Genomic DNA, 18093 nt, shown 5'->3' on the forward strand with positions numbered 1-18093 from the left:
AACGAAATTTCTCAGCGCGTTGACAGCCTTCCTGCCATAGTAACTACGCGTAATGCGTACGCCGGGAGTCTGTTATGAAGAAATTACGTCCACTTACAGAAGCCGATGTCACTGCCGAATCGGCTTTTTTTATGCGTCGTCGCCAGGTGCTGAAAGCGCTGGGCGTCAGCGCTGCTGCCCTGTCGTTGCCTACGGCGGCCCACGCCGATTTGCTGAGCTGGTTCAAAGGCAACGATCGTCCACCCGCGCCTGCCGGAAAGCCGCTCGATTTCACTAAACCTCAGGCGTGGCAAAACAGTCTGCCCTTAACGCCGGAAGATAAGGTCACCGGCTACAACAACTTTTATGAGTTCGGGCTGGATAAAGCCGATCCGGCGGCCAATGCGGGCAGCATGAAGACCGATCCCTGGACCTTAAAAATCAGCGGCGAAGTGGCAAAGCCCCTGACCCTGGATCACGATGCCTTAACCACCCGTTTTCCTTTAGAAGAGCGCATTTACGGGATGCGCTGCGTTGAGGCCTGGTCGATGGTAGTACCGTGGATCGGCTTTCCTCTGCATAAGCTGCTCGCGCTGGTTGAGCCCACCAGCAACGCCCGCTATGTGGCATTTGAGACGCTTTACGCGCCGGAGGAGATGCCGGGACAAAAAGATCGCTTCATTGGCGGCGGGTTAAAATACCCTTACGTTGAGGGGCTGCGTCTTGACGAAGCGATGCATCCGCTCACGCTGCTGACCGTCGGCGTATACGGCAAAGCGCTGCCGCCGCAAAACGGCGCGCCCATCCGGCTGACGGTGCCGTGGAAGTATGGCTTTAAAGGCATAAAATCGATCGTCAGCATCAGGCTCACCCGCGAACGACCGCCGACCACATGGAACCTTTCCGCGCCGGATGAATACGGCTTTTATGCCAATGTGAATCCGCACGTGGATCACCCGCGCTGGTCGCAGGCGACAGAGCGCGTTATCGGCGCGGGCGGTATTCTTGACGTTCAGCGCCAGCCCACGCTGCTGTTCAACGGCTATGGCGAAGAAGTGGCGTCTTTATATCGCGGCCTGAATCTGCGGGAGAATTTTTAAGTGCGACTGACGGCAAAACAGATTACCTGGCTGAAAGTGGTTCTGCATCTGGCGGGGATCCTGCCGTTCCTCTGGATGTGTTGGGCGATTAACACCGGCGGCCTCAGCGCCGACCCGGTAAAAGATATTCAGCACTTTACCGGCAGGACTGCGCTGAAATTTTTGCTGGCGACCTTACTGGTCACGCCGCTGGCGCGTTACGCTAAACAGCCATTACTGATACGCGTCCGCCGCCTGTTGGGGTTATGGTGTTTCGCCTGGGCGACGCTGCATTTAACCAGCTATGCGCTGCTGGAACTGGGCATCGATCACCTCAGTTTACTGGGACGGGAACTGTTCACTCGCCCGTATCTGACGCCTGCCATCATCAGTTGGTCTATCCTGCTGGCGCTGACCCTGACCTCCACCCAGGCGGCGCAGCGCAAACTGGGTAAACGCTGGCAACAACTGCATAATTTCGTCTATCTTGCGGCGATCCTCGCGCCCGTCCATTACCTGTGGTCGGTAAAAATATTGTCGCCGCAACCCATCATTTACGCGCTGCTGGCGCTGGCGCTTTTAGCCTGCCGTTACAGGAAGTTTCGCCAGTGGTGGCGCTGATTCCGCGAACCGTGCAGTCGCCTGCAAAATGCAGAGATTCAGATGTTATTTGTCTGTTAGCTGTTGATTATCTTCCCTGATAAGACCAGTATTTAGCTGCCAATTGCAACGAAATCGTTATAATGTGCGACCCTGGCCTGCCCGAACGGCGTTTTAGGACGCTGAAAGGGTGACAATTGCGCTTTGAAGGTATATTTTGTTTTTTGCCGGAGGATTGCCGCAAATCGCAGCATGTTAACCGATAAGTCTCAACATCATCATCTTTGAGGCAAAGTATACCGGCGTCCTGACGGGCAAACGCGCTGTTGCCGTCGGAATACACGCTTTACAGACAGCGGTAACCCCTCTGTCACAATCACACTAAACAAAGAGTACGGAACCCACTCATGGATATTCGTAAGATTAAAAAACTGATCGAGCTGGTTGAAGAATCAGGCATCTCCGAACTGGAAATCTCTGAAGGCGAAGAGTCTGTACGCATCAGTCGTGCAGCCCCAGCCGCTAGCTTCCCGGTAATGCAGCAAGCTTACGCTGCGCCAGTGCAGCAGCCTGCGCTCTCCGCGGCCGTCGCGCCAGCAGCAGAAGCCGCCCCTGCAGCAGCCGCAGAAATCAGTGGTCACATCGTACGTTCCCCAATGGTTGGTACTTTCTACCGCACCCCGAGCCCGGACGCGAAAGCATTCATCGAAGTGGGTCAGAAAGTCAACGTAGGCGATACCCTGTGCATCGTTGAAGCCATGAAAATGATGAACCAGATCGAAGCGGACAAATCAGGTACCGTGAAAGCAATTCTGGTCGAAAGTGGTCAACCGGTAGAATTTGACGAGCCGCTGGTCGTCATCGAGTAACGAGGCGAACATGCTGGATAAAATTGTTATCGCCAACCGCGGCGAGATCGCACTACGAATTCTTCGTGCCTGTAAAGAACTGGGTATCAAGACTGTCGCCGTGCACTCAAGCGCGGATCGCGATTTAAAACACGTATTGCTGGCGGATGAGACGGTCTGTATCGGCCCGGCGCCGTCCGTAAAAAGCTATCTGAACATCCCGGCTATCATCAGCGCCGCTGAAATCACCGGCGCGGTGGCGATTCACCCGGGTTACGGCTTCCTCTCTGAGAACGCCAACTTTGCCGAGCAGGTTGAACGTTCCGGCTTTATCTTCATCGGCCCGAAAGCTGACACTATTCGCCTGATGGGCGACAAAGTGTCGGCCATTACCGCCATGAAGAAAGCGGGCGTACCGACCGTCCCTGGCTCTGACGGCCCGCTGACCGACGACATGGACGCTAACCGCGCCCATGCGAAACGCATCGGCTACCCGGTGATCATCAAAGCCTCCGGCGGCGGCGGCGGACGCGGTATGCGCGTTGTGCGCAGCGACGCCGAGCTGGCGCAGTCTATCTCCATGACCAAAGCGGAAGCGAAAGCCGCGTTCAGTAATGATATGGTTTATATGGAGAAATACCTTGAAAACCCGCGCCACATCGAAATTCAGGTGCTGGCGGACGGTCAGGGTAACGCCATTTATCTGGCCGAACGTGACTGCTCAATGCAGCGTCGTCACCAGAAAGTCGTCGAAGAAGCGCCAGCGCCGGGCATTACGCCGGAACTGCGTCGCTACATCGGCGAGCGCTGTGCGAAAGCGTGTGTCGATATCGGCTACCGCGGCGCGGGCACCTTCGAGTTCCTGTTCGAAAACGGCGAGTTCTATTTCATTGAAATGAACACCCGTATTCAGGTTGAACACCCGGTTACCGAAATGATCACCGGCGTCGACCTGATCAAAGAACAGCTGCGTATCGCGGCAGGCCAACCGCTGTCCATTAAGCAGGACGAAGTGGTGGTTCGCGGCCATGCGGTTGAATGCCGTATCAACGCCGAAGACCCGAACACCTTCCTGCCAAGCCCGGGTAAAATTACGCGTTTCCACGCGCCGGGCGGCTTTGGCGTGCGCTGGGAATCTCATATCTACGCCGGTTACACCGTACCGCCGTACTATGACTCCATGATCGGTAAACTTATCTGCTACGGCGAAAACCGTGATGTGGCGATTGCCCGCATGAAGAACGCCCTGCAGGAGCTGATCATCGACGGTATTAAAACCAACGTTGATCTGCAGATCCGCATCATGAACGACGAGCATTTCCAGCATGGCGGCACCAATATCCACTATCTGGAGAAAAAGCTCGGGTTGCAGGAAAAATAATCCTGCCGTCTGACGCTTGCAGATCGGATCTGGCGCTCGCCGCCAGCCGATAATGCCAAAAAGGCCGGAAATCCGGCCTTTTGTTTTTTTCCCCTCCGTCGTACACCATAAGGTACAATCCCCGCTTTCTTTCTCCAAAAGGGACAAAAAATGGACAATCGTTTTGTTCAGGCCCACAAAGAAGCGCGCTGGGCGCTGTGGCTGACCCTTCTTTATCTCGCTGCGTGGTTAGTAACTGCTTACTTACCAGGCGTTACACCGGGCATTACCGGGTTACCGCGCTGGTTTGAAATGGCCTGCCTGCTGACGCCGCTGATCTTCATTTTGCTGTGCTGGGCGATGGTGAAATTTATCTACCGCGATATTCCGCTGGAGGATGATGATGCAGCCTGAAGTCATTCTGCCGCTTGTCGCCTATCTGGTGGTGGTGTTTGCCCTTTCGGTTTACGCGATGCGTAAACGGCAGGCCGGTACCTTCCTGAATGAATATTTCCTCGGCAGCCGCTCGATGGGCGGGATCGTACTGGCGATGACGCTGACGGCCACCTACATCAGCGCCAGCTCCTTTATTGGCGGACCAGGCGCCGCCTATAAATATGGGCTGGGCTGGGTGCTGCTGGCGATGATCCAGCTGCCCGCCGTCTGGCTCTCGCTGGGGATCCTCGGCAAGAAATTCGCCATTCTGGCGCGTCGTTATAATGCGGTCACCCTCAACGACATGCTGTTTGCCCGCTACCAGAGTCGCCTGCTGGTGTGGCTGGCCAGCCTCAGTCTGCTGGTCGCCTTCGTTGGCGCCATGACCGTCCAGTTCATCGGCGGGGCGCGCCTGCTGGAAACCGCGGCGGGTATTCCCTATGAAACCGGCCTGCTGATTTTCGGCGTCAGCATCGCGCTCTACACCGCTTTTGGCGGCTTTCGCGCCAGCGTGCTCAACGACACCTTGCAGGGGCTGGTGATGCTTATCGGCACGATTGTCCTGCTGGTCGGCATCGTTCACGCTGCTGGCGGGCTGAGCCATGCCGTCAGGACGTTAGAAGCGATCGATCCGAAGCTGATTTCGCCGCAGGGGGCGGATGACATTCTGTCGCCGGCGTTCATGACCTCTTTCTGGGTGCTGGTCTGCTTCGGCGTTATTGGTCTGCCGCATACCGCCGTGCGCTGTATTTCCTATAAAGACAGCAAAGCGGTACACCGGGGGATGATTATCGGCACCATTGTCGTGGCGATCCTGATGTTCGGCATGCATCTTGCGGGCGCGCTGGGGCGCGCGGTGATCCCCGATCTGAAGGTGCCGGATCTGGTTATCCCAACGCTGATGGTGAAAGTGCTGCCGCCGTTTGCCGCCGGGATCTTCCTTGCCGCGCCGATGGCGGCGATTATGTCGACGATCAATGCCCAACTGCTGCAAAGTTCCGCTACGATCATTAAAGATCTCTATCTCAATGTTCGTCCCGAACAGACGCAAAATGAGACGCGCCTGAAGCGGATGTCCGCCACCATCACTCTGATCCTCGGCGCGCTGTTATTGCTGGCCGCGTGGAAGCCGCCAGAGATGATCATCTGGCTGAACCTGCTGGCCTTCGGCGGCCTAGAAGCGGTATTCCTGTGGCCGCTGGTGCTGGGTCTTTACTGGGAGCGGGCCAATGCTGCCGGAGCGCTGAGCGCAATGATCGTCGGCGGGGGCCTGTACGCCATTCTCGCCACCCTGAATATTCAGTACCTGGGCTTCCATCCGATAGTGCCCTCGTTACTGCTAAGCCTGCTGGCCTTTCTGGTCGGGAACCGTTTTGGCTCTCCCGCTCCGCAGGTCACCGAATTGTCTACTGATAAATAAAGAGTTTTGCCATGCCATGGATCCAACTGAAACTGAATACCACCGGTGCGAACGCGGAAGAACTGAGCGATGCGCTGATGGAAGCGGGCGCCGTTTCCATCACCTTCCAGGACACCCACGATACCCCGGTTTTTGAGCCATTGCCGGGCGAAACCCGTCTGTGGGGCGACACCGACGTGATTGGTCTGTTCGATGCCGAAACGGATATGAAAGCGGCGGTCGCGATTCTGGAACAGCATCCGCTGCTCGGCGCCGGTTTTGCCCACAAAATCGAACAGCTGGAAGATAAAGACTGGGAGCGCGAGTGGATGGATAACTTCCACCCAATGCGCTTTGGCGAACGTTTATGGATCTGTCCGAGCTGGCGTGACGTGCCGGACGAAAATGCCGTCAACGTGATGCTCGACCCGGGTCTGGCGTTCGGTACTGGCACCCATCCGACTACCTCACTGTGCCTGGAGTGGCTGGATAGCCTCGATTTGACCGGTAAAACCGTCATCGATTTCGGCTGCGGCTCCGGTATCCTGGCCATTGCGGCGCTGAAGCTGGGCGCGGCGAAAGCCATCGGGATAGATATCGACCCGCAGGCGATTCAGGCCAGCCGCGACAACGCTAAGCGCAATGGCGTTTCTGAGCGTCTGGAGCTTTATCTGCCGCAGGATCAGCCAGAGGAGATGAAAGCGGATGTGGTGGTCGCCAATATTCTTGCTGGTCCATTACGCGAGCTGGCGCCTTTAATCAGCGTACTGCCCGTTTCAGGCGGCCTGCTGGGCCTTTCCGGCATACTTGCCAGCCAGGCGGAAAGCGTGTGCGAAGCTTATGCCGCTCTCTTCACTCTCGACCCGGTAGTCGAAAAAGAGGAGTGGTGCCGCATTACCGGCCGTAAACAGTAACCTCTTTTTATGGCCTGTTCGCAGGCCATATCTACAGCTGCCGCACACTCCCGTCCCTTCGGACAGCCGCCTCACAAGCGTATCGCGTTTGCGTAACGGCGCTTCGGCGCGCTCATCTTTTGAAATGGGATCGCAATCACACAATGTCCCTCTGTTCTGCTGATTAATTCAGCAGATTATCCTGACAGCGACGGCCACAGCGAAGAAAAAATGAGAAGTTACGCAAATTTATAGGCGTACGTAAATTCGACATATTTTTGTAACAGGATGATTTATATAGCTAATTATTCAAAGGGGTGGGCTTTAACGGCGATTCTTTGATCCACCTCAGTGGATTGGTTAAAGTTTGGCCTTTCATCTCGTGCAAAAAATGCGTAATATACGCCGCCTTGCAGTCACAGTATGGTCATTTCTTAACTCATGCGCATCGGACAATACCAGCTCAGAAATCGCCTGATCGCAGCGCCCATGGCTGGCATCACTGACAGACCATTCCGGACGCTGTGCTATGAGATGGGAGCAGGTTTGACCGTATCCGAGATGATGTCTTCTAACCCGCAGGTTTGGGAAAGCGACAAGTCTCGTTTACGGATGGTGCACGTTGACGAACCAGGCGTTCGCACGGTGCAAATTGCCGGTAGCGACCCTGTTGAAATGGCCGATGCCGCACGTATTAACGTGGAAAGCGGCGCCCAGATTATTGATATCAATATGGGGTGTCCGGCTAAAAAAGTGAATCGCAAGCTCGCAGGTTCAGCCCTCTTGCAGTACCCGGATCTAGTGAAGTCGATACTAACCGAGGTCGTCAATGCAGTGGACGTTCCTGTCACCCTGAAGATTCGCACCGGCTGGGCTCCGGAACACCGTAACTGCGTAGAGATTGCCCAACTGGCCGAAGACTGTGGCATTCAGGCTCTGACCATTCATGGACGCACCCGCGCCTGTTTGTTCAATGGAGATGCTGAATACGACAGCATTCGGGCAGTTAAGCAGAAAGTTTCCATTCCGGTTATCGCGAATGGCGACATTACTGACCCGCTTAAAGCCAGAGCTGTGCTTGACTATACGGGGGCTGATGCCCTGATGATAGGCCGCGCAGCTCAGGGAAGACCCTGGATCTTTCGGGAAATCCAGCATTATCTGGACACTGGGGAGTTGCTGCCCCCGCTGCCTTTGGCAGAGGTTAAGCGCTTGCTTTGCGCACATGTTCGGGAATTGCATGACTTTTATGGCCACGCAAAAGGGTACCGAATTGCGCGTAAACACGTCTCCTGGTATCTCCAGGAGCACGCTCCAAATGACCAGTTTCGGCGCACATTCAACGCCATTGAGGATGCCAGCGAACAGCTGGAGGCGTTGGAGGCATACTTCGAAAATTTTGCGTAATGAAATAAAGAGCTGACAGAACTATGTTCGAACAACGCGTAAATTCTGACGTACTGACCGTTTCTACCGTTAACTCTCAGGATCAGGTAACTCAAAAACCCCTGCGTGACTCGGTTAAACAGGCACTGAAGAACTATTTTGCTCAACTGAACGGTCAGGACGTTAATGACCTGTATGAGCTGGTACTGGCTGAAGTTGAACAGCCCCTGTTGGACATGGTGATGCAATACACCCGTGGTAACCAGACCCGTGCTGCCCTGATGATGGGCATCAACCGTGGTACGCTGCGTAAAAAACTGAAAAAATACGGCATGAACTAATTCCGATTAGCTTACTGCTTGTTTAAAAAGGCGCTACTCGGCATGGGGAAGCGCCTTTTTTATACGCATTTCATGTGGAGTTAGCATGGAAACGGGATTTGAAACGCAGTACTTTGGCGATGCGTCGAGGTCGATAATCCTCGGAGATGCGCTGAATGAACTGAAAAAGTTGCCTGCCGAAAGCGTCGATCTGATCTTCGCCGATCCCCCCTACAACATCGGAAAAGATTTTGACGGGATGATCGAGTCCTGGGACGAAAATGTCTTCCTGACGTGGCTGTTCGCCTGTATTGATGAGTGCCACCGGGTCCTGAAAAAACAGGGCACCATGTACATTATGAACAGCACCGAAAACATGCCGCACATCGACCTTAAATGTCGGGGGCTGTTTACCATTAAAAGCCGGATTGTCTGGTCCTACGACAGTTCAGGCGTCCAGGCGAAGAAATTCTTTGGCTCGATGTATGAACCCATCCTGATGATGGTAAAAGACGCTAAACATTACACCTTTAATCGTGAATCGATTCTGGTCGAGACGAAAACCGGCGCCAAAAGAGCGCTGATAGATTATCGCAAAAACCCTCCCCAGCCTTACAACACGCAAAAAGTACCGGGCAACGTCTGGGAGTTTCCTCGCGTGCGTTATTTGATGGATGAATATGAGAACCACCCGACGCAAAAGCCGATGGCGCTGCTGCAGCGGATCGTTCTGGCCTCATCCAATCCGGGCGATACGGTACTTGATCCCTTTGCCGGCAGCTTTACCACGGGTGCCGTGGCGGTAGCGGCAGGACGTAAGTTCATCGGGATAGAGATCAACACGGAATATGTGAAGATGGGTCTGCGAAGGATGCGCGTCAGCTCCCATTTCACAACGGATGAACTTGCCAAAGTGAAAAAGAGAAAGACCCGAAATCTGTCGAAAAAAAGCCGTCCGGAAACGGGAATAACGGCAAAGTAAAAGCATTGTAAGGGCGCTTTTACGGGGGCATTTTTCATGTATATTTTCATCACGCTTTGGCATGAATACACAGGATTAGGCAATGATTCGTAAGTATTGGTGGCTGGTGGTGTTTGCGGTCACCGTTTTCCTCTTTGATGCCCTGCTGTTTCAGTGGCTCGAGACGATCACCACGGAATCGGATAAGTGCCGCAATATGGACTCGGTAAACCCTCTCAGGCTGGTCAACTGTGCCGATCTGAAATAGTGCAGTATCTTAATTGGGGAAATAATTATATTTCCCCAATCGCATTCTCTGTTTTTATTAATTGATGCAGATTCCCCACCGGACTTAGCATTGTTAATACATTATCGACCAGCGCGGGCGCCTGCTGATAAAGATTATAACTGGCGGGATTCATTAGCCAGTTTTTAACAATACCGCTAAAGCTGCCACAGATAATGATAACAGCCATATCAAGATCCACGGTCTTCGCAATCAGACCTGCCGCCATACTTTCCTGTAATGACTCGCGCAACGCCTGCTGATGAAAGCCTATTTTTTCACGTATTTCACGCTCAGATATCATGTCATCCTGAAATTCACATTTATGATATAAAATTTGCAGCAGCGCCTGCTGACGGGGAATTTCCGCGATGTATTGCAATGCGGCAATGAATTTCTCACGCAGCCGTTGTAATGGATTAGCGGCTGGCGACGTGGAGAGCCTTTCCTGAATAAGATCGCGCAGCGGCGGCTGTTGCAACCAGACCTCATTAAAGAGCTGCGTCTTGTTGTGAAAGTGCCAGTAGATGGCGCCGCGCGTGACCTGGGCCGCATCGGCAATATCATTGAGCGTGGTGTTGCCTACCCCCCGCGTCGCAAACTGAACGATCGCCGTCTCAATCAAATGCTGCCGCGTTTTGAGGGCTTCGGCCCTGGTTTTCTTTGCCATGAGTTATCACTTCGGGAACGGAATTAATCTATTTTCTGCCGACCAGGTAATGTCGGAAAACGCGACTATAACACCTCATCATTTTTTGCATGAGGCGAAAAAGGTCATGCCACGTATAAAAGATGCAGACCTATAAAGATTAAGAATATTTAAACTATAAATATTGATATTTTATATGAGCATTTCAAATTATATAAATTAACGTCAAAGGATAACGAAACCGCACGAAGTAAGACAACAGGATCAATGCCTTTTTTTGCTTTTATGTGCCGTTGCGCAAGCGATAAAATAAGTATTACTTACATCCCGGAGCAATAATTTGTAGGATAGCCAACTGTTATTTCTTTGCGCACGTTACCGCCTTACCATTTCCGGTAAATAACGAGCTATTGGTTTTTAAGGAACAGTCATGACGAAACATGCCGGGTTTTCACTCCTGCCCTCATTCATCATAATTTCTGCTGCGTTACTTGCCGGTTGTAACGATCAGGGAGAGCAACAGGCTCATGCGACCGAGCCGCATGTGACCGTTCATGTGGTCAAAACCGCGCCATTAGCCGTAACAACCGAATTACCGGGGCGGACCTCCGCCTGGCGTATTGCAGAAGTACGTCCGCAGGTCAGCGGCATCGTTCTCAAGCGTAATTTCACCGAAGGCAGCGATGTCGAAGCCGGGCAGTCGCTCTATCAGATCGATCCAGCCACCTATCAGGCCGATTACGACAGCGCGAAAGGCGAACTGGCAAAAAGTGAGGCCGCCGCCGCTATCGCCCATTTGACGGTGAAACGCTATGTTCCGCTGGTGGGCACGAAATACATCAGCCAGCAGGAATACGATCAGGCGATTGCCGACGCCCGCCAGGCTGACGCCGCCGTTATAGCCGCGAAAGCCGCAGTAGAAAGCGCGCGCATCAATCTCGCTTACACCAAAGTTACTTCACCAATAAGCGGCCGTATCGGTAAATCGAACGTAACCGAGGGCGCGCTGGTCACCAACGGCCAGGCGACCGAACTGGCAACCGTACAGCAGCTCGACCCCATCTATGTCGATGTGACGCAATCGAGCAGCGATTTTATGCGCCTTAAGCAATCCGTCGAGCAAGGCAGTCTGCATAAGGACAGCGCCGGCAGCAGCGTTGAGCTGGTCATGGAAAACGGTCAGCGCTATCCGCTGAAAGGAACATTGCAGTTCTCTGACGTCACGGTAGATGAAAGCACTGGCTCAATTACCTTACGGGCGGTCTTCCCTAATCCACAGCACATGCTGCTGCCGGGTATGTTCGTACGCGCGCGAATTGACGAAGGAGTGCAACCAGACGCGATTCTGGTGCCTCAGCAGGGGGTGACGCGCACGCCGCGCGGCGATGCCACCGTACTGGTCGTCAACGACAAGAGCCTGGTGGAATCACGGCCCGTTACCGCTTCCCAGGCTATTGGCGACCAGTGGCTGATCGCGCAGGGGCTGAAGCCCGGCGATAAGGTCATTGTCAGCGGTTTACAAAAAGCGCGCCCGGGCGTGAAGGTTAACGCCACCGCAGATACCGATACTTCCCCGGCGAAAGCGGCGCAATAAGGTAACCGGACATGGCAAACTTTTTTATTCAACGACCGATCTTTGCCTGGGTGCTGGCCATCATTCTGATGCTGGCGGGCGCTCTGGCGATTCTGCAACTCCCTGTCGCACAGTATCCGACTATCGCCCCGCCGGCGGTATCCGTCTCTGCCACCTACCCCGGCGCAGATGCGCAAACGGTGCAGGATACCGTTACCCAGGTTATCGAACAGAACATGAACGGTATCGATAACCTGATGTATATGTCCTCCACCAGCGACTCGGCGGGCAGCGTGACTATCACCTTAACCTTCCAGTCCGGCACCGACCCGGATATCGCGCAGGTTCAGGTGCAAAACAAGCTGCAGCTGGCGACGCCGCTGCTGCCGCAGGAAGTGCAGCAACAGGGCATCAGCGTAGAGAAATCGAGCAGCAGCTTTCTGATGGTGGCGGGGTTCGTCTCAGATAATCCGCAGACCACCCAGGACGATATCTCCGACTATGTCGCGTCGAACGTGAAAGACTCCATCAGCCGTCTGAACGGCGTGGGGGACGTTCAGCTGTTTGGCGCCCAGTACGCAATGCGTATCTGGCTGGATGCCAACCTGCTGAATAAATACCAGCTTACCCCGGTCGATGTCATCAATCAGTTAAAGGTGCAGAACGATCAGATCGCCGCGGGCCAGCTCGGTGGGACACCGGCATTGCCAGGGCAGCAGCTGAACGCCTCAATCATCGCGCAGACGCGTCTGAAAGATCCTGACGAATTCGCCAAAGTGACGCTGCGTGTCAACAGCGACGGCTCCGTTGTGCGGCTGAAAGATGTCGCCCGCATTGAGCTTGGCGGGGAAAACTATAACGTCGTGGCGCGCATTAACGGAAAACCGGCATCCGGTCTGGGAATCAAGCTGGCGACCGGAGCAAACGCGCTTGATACTGCCACCGCGATCAAAGCCAAACTTGCCGAACTGGAGCCTTTCTTCCCGCAGGGCATGAAGGTGGTTTACCCTTACGACACCACGCCGTTTGTGAAGATCTCCATTCATGAAGTGGTAAAAACGCTGTTCGAAGCGATCGTGCTGGTCTTTCTTGTCATGTACCTGTTTTTGCAGAATATCCGCGCCACTCTCATTCCTACCATCGCGGTGCCCGTGGTGTTGCTGGGGACGTTTGCGGTGCTGGCGGCATTCGGCTATTCGATAAACACCCTGACGATGTTCGGCATGGTGCTGGCCATCGGCCTGCTGGTGGATGATGCGATCGTGGTGGTGGAAAACGTTGAACGCGTCATGATGGAAGACAAGTTACCGCCTAAAGAGGCGACTGAAAAATCGATGTCGCAGATCCAGGGCGCGCTGGTCGGTATCGCGATGGTCCTGTCCGCCGTATTTATCCCGATGGCCTTTTTCGGCGGCTCAACGGGGGCGATTTACCGCCAGTTTTCTATCACCATCGTATCGGCAATGGCGCTTTCGGTTCTGGTGGCGCTGATCCTTACCCCTGCGCTTTGCGCGACGCTGCTGAAGCCCGTATCCGCAGAACACCATGAGAAAAAAGGGGGGTTCTTCGGATGGTTTAACGCCAGATTCGATCATAGCGTCAACCATTATACCAACAGCGTCAGCGGCATTGTGCGCAAGACCGGACGCTATCTGGTCGTCTACCTGCTGATCGTTGTCGGCATGGCAGTATTGTTCTTACGCTTGCCGACCTCCTTCCTGCCTGAAGAAGATCAGGGGGTTTTCCTGACCATGATTCAGTTGCCTGCCGGAGCAACGCAGGAACGGACGCAAAAGGTGCTGGATCAGGTGACGCATTACTACCTGAATAACGAAAAGGCGAACGTTGAAAGCGTCTTCACGGTTAACGGCTTTAGCTTCAGCGGTCAGGGGCAGAACTCGGGGATGGCGTTTGTCAGCCTGAAGCCGTGGGAGGAGCGCAGCGGTGAAGAAAACAGCGTCGAGTCGGTTATCGCTCGCGCGACCCGCGCATTCAGCCAGATTCGTGATGGGATGGTCTTTCCCTTTAATATGCCCGCAATCGTTGAGCTGGGTACCGCTACGGGCTTCGACTTTGAGCTGATTGACCAGGGCGGGCTGGGACATAACGCGTTGACGCAGGCGCGGAACCAGCTGCTGGGCATGGTCGGACAGCATCCCGATCTGCTGGTCCGCGTGCGTCCAAACGGTCTGGAAGATACCGCGCAGTTCAAGCTGGATGTCGACCAGGAGAAAGCGCAGGCGCTGGGTGTTTCTCTTTCCGATATCAACCAGACTATCTCTGCGGCGCTGGGCGGCTATTACGTCAACGACTTTATCGATCGCGGTCGCGTGAAGAAGGTATATGTTCAGGCAGATGCGAAATTCCGTATGCTGCCAGAGGACATTAATAACCTGTATGTTCGCAGCGCGAACGGTGAAATGGTGCCCTTCTCAACCTTCAGTTCCGCGCGCTGGGTGTACGGCTCGCCACGTCTGGAACGCTACAACGGTATGCCGTCTATGGAGCTGTTGGGCGAAGCCGCGCCTGGCAGAAGTACCGGTGAAGCGATGGCATTGATGGAAAACCTTGCCTCGAAACTGCCGAATGGCATTGGTTATGACTGGACGGGAATGTCTTATCAGGAACGTCTGTCTGGTAACCAGGCGCCGGCGCTGTACGCCATTTCGCTGATTGTCGTTTTCCTGTGCCTTGCGGCGCTGTATGAAAGCTGGTCGATTCCCTTCTCGGTCATGCTGGTCGTACCGCTCGGCGTGGTGGGCGCGCTTCTGGCTGCTTCACTACGTGGGCTGAATAACGACGTTTATTTCCAGGTCGGACTCTTAACCACCATTGGGCTGTCGGCTAAAAACGCCATCCTGATAGTGGAATTTGCCAAGGACCTGATGGACAAGGAAGGCCGCGGGCTGATTGAGGCGACGCTCGAAGCCTCCCGTATGCGCCTGCGTCCGATACTGATGACCTCTCTCGCCTTTATTCTCGGCGTTATGCCGCTGGTTATTAGCCGGGGAGCCGGCAGCGGTGCGCAGAACGCGGTAGGAACCGGGGTAATGGGAGGAATGCTGACGGCGACGCTGCTGGCTATCTTCTTTGTGCCGGTCTTCTTCGTCGTGGTCAGACGCCGCTTTAATAAACATCAGAACTAACAGCTAAACAAAGGCGTCTGCGGACGCCTTTAATTATGAAGCACTTAGCCCTTTATTCTGCCCGTCCTGAATCAACTTTCTCCATTATTTTTACAAACCACATCAATTGAGATTATTTATAACGCCAGCTTTCGTTCAGGCAATGGTAAAATCCGCCTGAATTCGCGAAATGATCGGTATTATTTCAGCTGCATTTAGCGGAGCGTTTTTTAGTAGAGGTAACACCATGAAAAGCTTAATTTCAGTCGCTTTGCTTACTGCTTTGCTGGCTGGTTGCGCACACGACTCTCCCTGTGTGCCGGTTTATGACGATCAGGGCCGTCTCGTTCATACCAATACCTGTATGAAAGGCACCACTCAGGATAACTGGGAAACGGCAGGCGCTATTGCCGGCGGTGCTGCCGCGGTTGCCGGCCTGACGATGGGGATTATTGCCCTGTCGAAATGACAATACCGAGGCGCGGTCACGTCACGCCTTATATCGCAAAAAGCCCATTTTCATATAATACAATATGTTGAAAATGGGCTTATCGTTTAATTTTTTAATTATTCCCTCTCCTCCTGTTACCTGATCGAATGGTTGACACCCGATCATTCGCGTTTCCGGTTCTTTATCTCCCCGTTTACTCACGCTGGCAATATTCACGGACGAAATTGTTATTTTAATTAGCAGGCTGATGTTAAATTATTTTGCTCCAAAATGTGGCTTACGTTTCATTTTCGCACTATTTCAGGGCGCTGAATTTATTTTTTCCTGTCTACACTCTGCTTATTGCGTCGGGCACTCGTGCGCAAAAACTGGCACTACCTTTGCTTAGAAGAGTATGGCCAAAGCCACAAACGGGTAATAGACGTGACTAAACGCCTCTCATAACAATAAATTTCGCCACACAGGATGCATTATGAAAAAGATGATGATAGCCACTCTGGCTGCTGCCGGCGTGTTGATTGCGGTTGTGAATCAGACGCATGCTGGCGCAACGCTGGATGCGGTAAAAAAGAAAGGGTTCGTACAATGCGGCATCAGTGATGGCCTGCCCGGTTTTTCTTATGCGGATGCGGACGGAAAATTCTCCGGTATCGATGTGGATGTCTGTCGCGGCGTGGCTGCCGCCGTCCTCGGCGATGACAGCAAAGTTAAATACACTCCGCTTACCGCCAAAGAACGCTTCACCGCCCTGCAATCCGGCGAAGTCGACCTTCTGTCACGCAACACCACCTGGACCTCCTCGCGCGATGCCGGGATGGGCATGTCCTTCACCGGGGTGACCTATTATGACGGCATCGGCTTCCTGACACACAACAAAGCAGGCCTGAAAAGCGCAAAAGAGCTGGATGGCGCCACGGTGTGTATCCAGGCGGGCACCGATACCGAGCTGAATGTGGCTGACTACTTTAAAGCCAATAACATGAAATACACTCCCGTCACCTTTGACCGCTCAGACGAGTCGGCAAAAGCGCTGGAATCGGGGCGTTGCGATACCCTCGCCTCCGATCAGTCGCAGCTGTACGCGCTGCGCATTAAGCTAAGCAATCCCGGCGAATGGATCGTCCTGCCGGAGGTCATTTCCAAAGAGCCGCTGGGCCCCGTGGTCCGACGCGGCGATGATGAGTGGTTCGCGATTGTACGCTGGACGCTGTTTGCCATGCTCAATGCCGAAGAGATGGGCGTAACATCGAAAAATGTCGATGAAAAAGCGGCAAACCCGGCAACGCCGGATATGGCGCATCTTTTAGGTAAAGAAGGGGACTATGGCAAAGATCTGAAGCTTGATAACACATGGGCCTATAACGTTATCAAACAGGTAGGTAACTACGCCGAGATCTTTGAACGCAACGTTGGATCGGAAAGCCCGCTGAAGATCGAACGTGGACAAAACAATCTCTGGAATAACGGCGGCATCCAGTACGCGCCGCCTGTACGTTAAGGCGTTGTGATGTAACGGGCGCCGCCGGTGCGGCGCTCAGTTCAGAGTCATGGTTACCGAGGCTTTTTTATGTCACATCGCCGCTCAACCCTAAAAGGACAGCTCTCCTTTGCTCATCCTGCGGTCCGCGCCTGGCTATTCCAGATCCTCGCCATCATTGCGGTTGCTGCAGTTGCCATTTATCTCATCCATAACACGATTGACAACCTGAGCAATCGCGGCATCACCTCTGGCTTTGCTTTCCTGGAGCGTAGCGCCGGGTTCGGCATCGTTCAGCATCTGATTGATTATCAGCAGGGTGATACTTACGGACGGGTTTTTCTGGTGGGCTTATCCAATACGCTGCTGGTTTCCGCGCTGTGCATCGTATTCGCCTCCGCTCTTGGCTTCTTTCTCGGACTGGCGCGCCTTTCTGATAACTGGCTGCTGCGCAAACTCTCAACGGTTTATATTGAGATTTTCCGTAATATCCCGCCGCTTTTGCAGATTTTTTTCTGGTACTTCGCCGTTCTGCGTAATCTACCCGGACCGCGGCAGGCCGTCAGCGCGCTGGATATGGTCTTTCTGAGCAATCGGGGACTCTATATCCCTTCTCCGCAGACAGGAGAAGGGCTCCTCGCTTTTGTCCTCTCGTTGATTATCGCGATTACGATTTCCGTTGTACTGTTTCGTTACAACAGAATGCACCAGACAAAAACGGGGCAGTTGCGCAAGACATGGCCTGTGGCGGCAGTTCTGCTTATCGCGTTACCGCTACTGGCGCACTGGCTGTCCGGCCCGGCACTGCACTGGGATATGCCGGAACTGAAAGGATTTAACTTCCGTGGCGGCATGGTGCTTATTCCTGAACTGGCGGCGCTGACGCTGGCGCTCTCGGTCTATACCTCGGCGTTTATCGCTGAAATTATCCGCGCAGGCATCCAGGCGGTTCCTTACGGGCAGCATGAAGCGGCCCGTTCCCTGGGGTTGCCTCACGCCGTCACTCTCCGTCAGGTCATCATTCCTCAGGCGCTGCGGGTCATTATTCCCCCTCTGACCAGCCAGTATCTGAATATTGTGAAAAATTCTTCACTGGCCGCCGCCATTGGCTATCCCGATATGGTTTCGCTGTTTGCCGGAACGGTACTCAACCAGACCGGACAGGCCATTGAAACGATCGCCATTACCATGTCGGTCTATCTGCTTATCAGCCTGAGCATTTCATTGTTGATGAATATCTATAACCGGCGAATGGCCCTCGTCGAGCGCTAA

General features: G+C 53.9%; 17 protein-coding genes. 16 read left to right on the forward strand and 1 reads right to left on the reverse strand.

The window, feature by feature from the left end; translation table 11 throughout:
- Nucleotides 1–74: 74 nt before the first annotated feature.
- The 11 genes from msrP (at nucleotide 75) to K7R23_RS03705 (ending at nucleotide 9528) form a co-directional block, all read left to right on the forward strand.
- Nucleotides 75–1079: a protein-methionine-sulfoxide reductase catalytic subunit MsrP gene (msrP, locus tag K7R23_RS03655; protein ID WP_012908464.1), complete on the forward strand. Its 1005-nt coding sequence runs from the start codon at nucleotides 75–77 to the stop codon at nucleotides 1077–1079.
- Nucleotides 1080–1679, forward strand: a complete 600-nt coding sequence (msrQ, locus tag K7R23_RS03660; RefSeq protein ID WP_012908463.1) for a protein-methionine-sulfoxide reductase heme-binding subunit MsrQ — start codon at nucleotides 1080–1082, stop codon at nucleotides 1677–1679.
- 386 nt (nucleotides 1680–2065) lie between these two features.
- Complete coding sequence (gene accB / locus K7R23_RS03665) at nucleotides 2066–2527, forward strand: acetyl-CoA carboxylase biotin carboxyl carrier protein (RefSeq protein WP_010436174.1); 462 nt, start codon at nucleotides 2066–2068, stop codon at nucleotides 2525–2527.
- Nucleotides 2528–2537: 10 nt separating this feature from the next.
- On the forward strand, nucleotides 2538–3887 hold the full coding sequence (gene accC / locus K7R23_RS03670) for an acetyl-CoA carboxylase biotin carboxylase subunit (RefSeq protein WP_012908462.1): 1350 nt from the start codon (nucleotides 2538–2540) through the stop codon (nucleotides 3885–3887).
- A gap of 150 nt (nucleotides 3888–4037) precedes the next feature.
- Entirely contained in the window at nucleotides 4038–4280 is a 243-nt protein-coding gene (locus K7R23_RS03675) for a YhdT family protein (protein ID WP_012908461.1), read from the forward strand.
- Nucleotides 4270–5721 (forward strand): sodium/pantothenate symporter, encoded by a 1452-nt coding sequence (gene panF / locus K7R23_RS03680; protein WP_012908460.1) that lies wholly within the window; start codon nucleotides 4270–4272, stop codon nucleotides 5719–5721. The genes K7R23_RS03675 and panF overlap by 11 nt, the downstream gene beginning before the upstream one ends.
- Nucleotides 5722–5732: 11 nt before the next feature.
- Nucleotides 5733–6614: a 50S ribosomal protein L11 methyltransferase gene (gene prmA, locus K7R23_RS03685; RefSeq protein ID WP_012908459.1), complete on the forward strand. Its 882-nt coding sequence runs from the start codon at nucleotides 5733–5735 to the stop codon at nucleotides 6612–6614.
- A 420-nt stretch (nucleotides 6615–7034) separates the two neighbouring features.
- On the forward strand, nucleotides 7035–8000 hold the full coding sequence (gene dusB, locus K7R23_RS03690; protein ID WP_012908458.1) for a tRNA dihydrouridine synthase DusB: 966 nt from the start codon (nucleotides 7035–7037) through the stop codon (nucleotides 7998–8000).
- 23 nt (nucleotides 8001–8023) lie between these two features.
- The gene (gene fis, locus K7R23_RS03695) at nucleotides 8024–8320 is read left to right on the forward strand and encodes a DNA-binding transcriptional regulator Fis (protein ID WP_000462905.1); all 297 of its coding nucleotides are present in this window, start codon (nucleotides 8024–8026) and stop codon (nucleotides 8318–8320) included.
- Between the two features lie 85 nt (nucleotides 8321–8405).
- The gene (yhdJ, locus tag K7R23_RS03700) at nucleotides 8406–9281 is read left to right on the forward strand and encodes an adenine-specific DNA-methyltransferase (protein ID WP_012908457.1); all 876 of its coding nucleotides are present in this window, start codon (nucleotides 8406–8408) and stop codon (nucleotides 9279–9281) included.
- Nucleotides 9282–9363: 82 nt separating this feature from the next.
- On the forward strand, nucleotides 9364–9528 hold the full coding sequence (locus K7R23_RS03705) for a DUF2556 family protein (RefSeq protein WP_012908456.1): 165 nt from the start codon (nucleotides 9364–9366) through the stop codon (nucleotides 9526–9528).
- A 25-nt stretch (nucleotides 9529–9553) separates the two neighbouring features.
- On the opposite strand, the gene envR is transcribed toward K7R23_RS03705, so the two are convergent.
- Nucleotides 9554–10216, reverse strand: coding sequence for an acrEF/envCD operon transcriptional regulator (gene envR / locus K7R23_RS03710; protein ID WP_012908455.1), 663 nt, complete (start codon nucleotides 10214–10216; stop codon nucleotides 9554–9556).
- A gap of 409 nt (nucleotides 10217–10625) precedes the next feature.
- Between envR and K7R23_RS03715 the strand changes: the two genes are divergently transcribed.
- From K7R23_RS03715 to K7R23_RS03735, 5 genes are all read left to right on the forward strand, one after another.
- The gene (locus K7R23_RS03715; RefSeq protein WP_012908454.1) at nucleotides 10626–11789 is read left to right on the forward strand and encodes an efflux RND transporter periplasmic adaptor subunit; all 1164 of its coding nucleotides are present in this window, start codon (nucleotides 10626–10628) and stop codon (nucleotides 11787–11789) included.
- Nucleotides 11790–11800: 11 nt separating this feature from the next.
- Nucleotides 11801–14914: an efflux RND transporter permease subunit gene (locus tag K7R23_RS03720; protein WP_012908453.1), complete on the forward strand. Its 3114-nt coding sequence runs from the start codon at nucleotides 11801–11803 to the stop codon at nucleotides 14912–14914.
- Between the two features lie 226 nt (nucleotides 14915–15140).
- Nucleotides 15141–15362, forward strand: coding sequence for a putative periplasmic lipoprotein (locus K7R23_RS03725; protein ID WP_012908452.1), 222 nt, complete (start codon nucleotides 15141–15143; stop codon nucleotides 15360–15362).
- Between the two features lie 454 nt (nucleotides 15363–15816).
- Complete coding sequence (locus tag K7R23_RS03730) at nucleotides 15817–16842, forward strand: amino acid ABC transporter substrate-binding protein (RefSeq protein ID WP_024133048.1); 1026 nt, start codon at nucleotides 15817–15819, stop codon at nucleotides 16840–16842.
- A 69-nt stretch (nucleotides 16843–16911) separates the two neighbouring features.
- Nucleotides 16912–18093, forward strand: coding sequence for an amino acid ABC transporter permease (locus K7R23_RS03735; RefSeq protein ID WP_012908450.1), 1182 nt, complete (start codon nucleotides 16912–16914; stop codon nucleotides 18091–18093).

The organism is Citrobacter rodentium NBRC 105723 = DSM 16636 (assembly GCF_021278985.1).
Taxonomy (GTDB): domain Bacteria; phylum Pseudomonadota; class Gammaproteobacteria; order Enterobacterales; family Enterobacteriaceae; genus Citrobacter_A; species Citrobacter_A rodentium.

Bases quoted from the DNA above. Each gene is read 5' to 3' on its own strand.
- K7R23_RS03725 (WP_012908452.1), top strand. From the start codon at position 15,141: ATGAAAAGCTTAATTTCAGTCGCTTTGCTTACTGCTTTGCTGGCTGGT.
- K7R23_RS03675 (WP_012908461.1), top strand. From the start codon at position 4,038: ATGGACAATCGTTTTGTTCAGGCCCACAAAGAAGCGCGCTGGGCGCTG.
- fis (WP_000462905.1), top strand. From the start codon at position 8,024: ATGTTCGAACAACGCGTAAATTCTGACGTACTGACCGTTTCTACCGTT.
- K7R23_RS03735 (WP_012908450.1), top strand. From the start codon at position 16,912: ATGTCACATCGCCGCTCAACCCTAAAAGGACAGCTCTCCTTTGCTCAT.
- accC (WP_012908462.1), top strand. From the start codon at position 2,538: ATGCTGGATAAAATTGTTATCGCCAACCGCGGCGAGATCGCACTACGA.
- accB (WP_010436174.1), top strand. From the start codon at position 2,066: ATGGATATTCGTAAGATTAAAAAACTGATCGAGCTGGTTGAAGAATCA.
- prmA (WP_012908459.1), top strand. From the start codon at position 5,733: ATGCCATGGATCCAACTGAAACTGAATACCACCGGTGCGAACGCGGAA.
- yhdJ (WP_012908457.1), top strand. From the start codon at position 8,406: ATGGAAACGGGATTTGAAACGCAGTACTTTGGCGATGCGTCGAGGTCG.
- envR (WP_012908455.1), bottom strand. From the start codon at position 10,216: ATGGCAAAGAAAACCAGGGCCGAAGCCCTCAAAACGCGGCAGCATTTG.
- K7R23_RS03705 (WP_012908456.1), top strand. From the start codon at position 9,364: ATGATTCGTAAGTATTGGTGGCTGGTGGTGTTTGCGGTCACCGTTTTC.
- dusB (WP_012908458.1), top strand. From the start codon at position 7,035: ATGCGCATCGGACAATACCAGCTCAGAAATCGCCTGATCGCAGCGCCC.
- msrP (WP_012908464.1), top strand. From the start codon at position 75: ATGAAGAAATTACGTCCACTTACAGAAGCCGATGTCACTGCCGAATCG.
- panF (WP_012908460.1), top strand. From the start codon at position 4,270: ATGCAGCCTGAAGTCATTCTGCCGCTTGTCGCCTATCTGGTGGTGGTG.
- K7R23_RS03715 (WP_012908454.1), top strand. From the start codon at position 10,626: ATGACGAAACATGCCGGGTTTTCACTCCTGCCCTCATTCATCATAATT.
- K7R23_RS03730 (WP_024133048.1), top strand. From the start codon at position 15,817: ATGAAAAAGATGATGATAGCCACTCTGGCTGCTGCCGGCGTGTTGATT.
- K7R23_RS03720 (WP_012908453.1), top strand. From the start codon at position 11,801: ATGGCAAACTTTTTTATTCAACGACCGATCTTTGCCTGGGTGCTGGCC.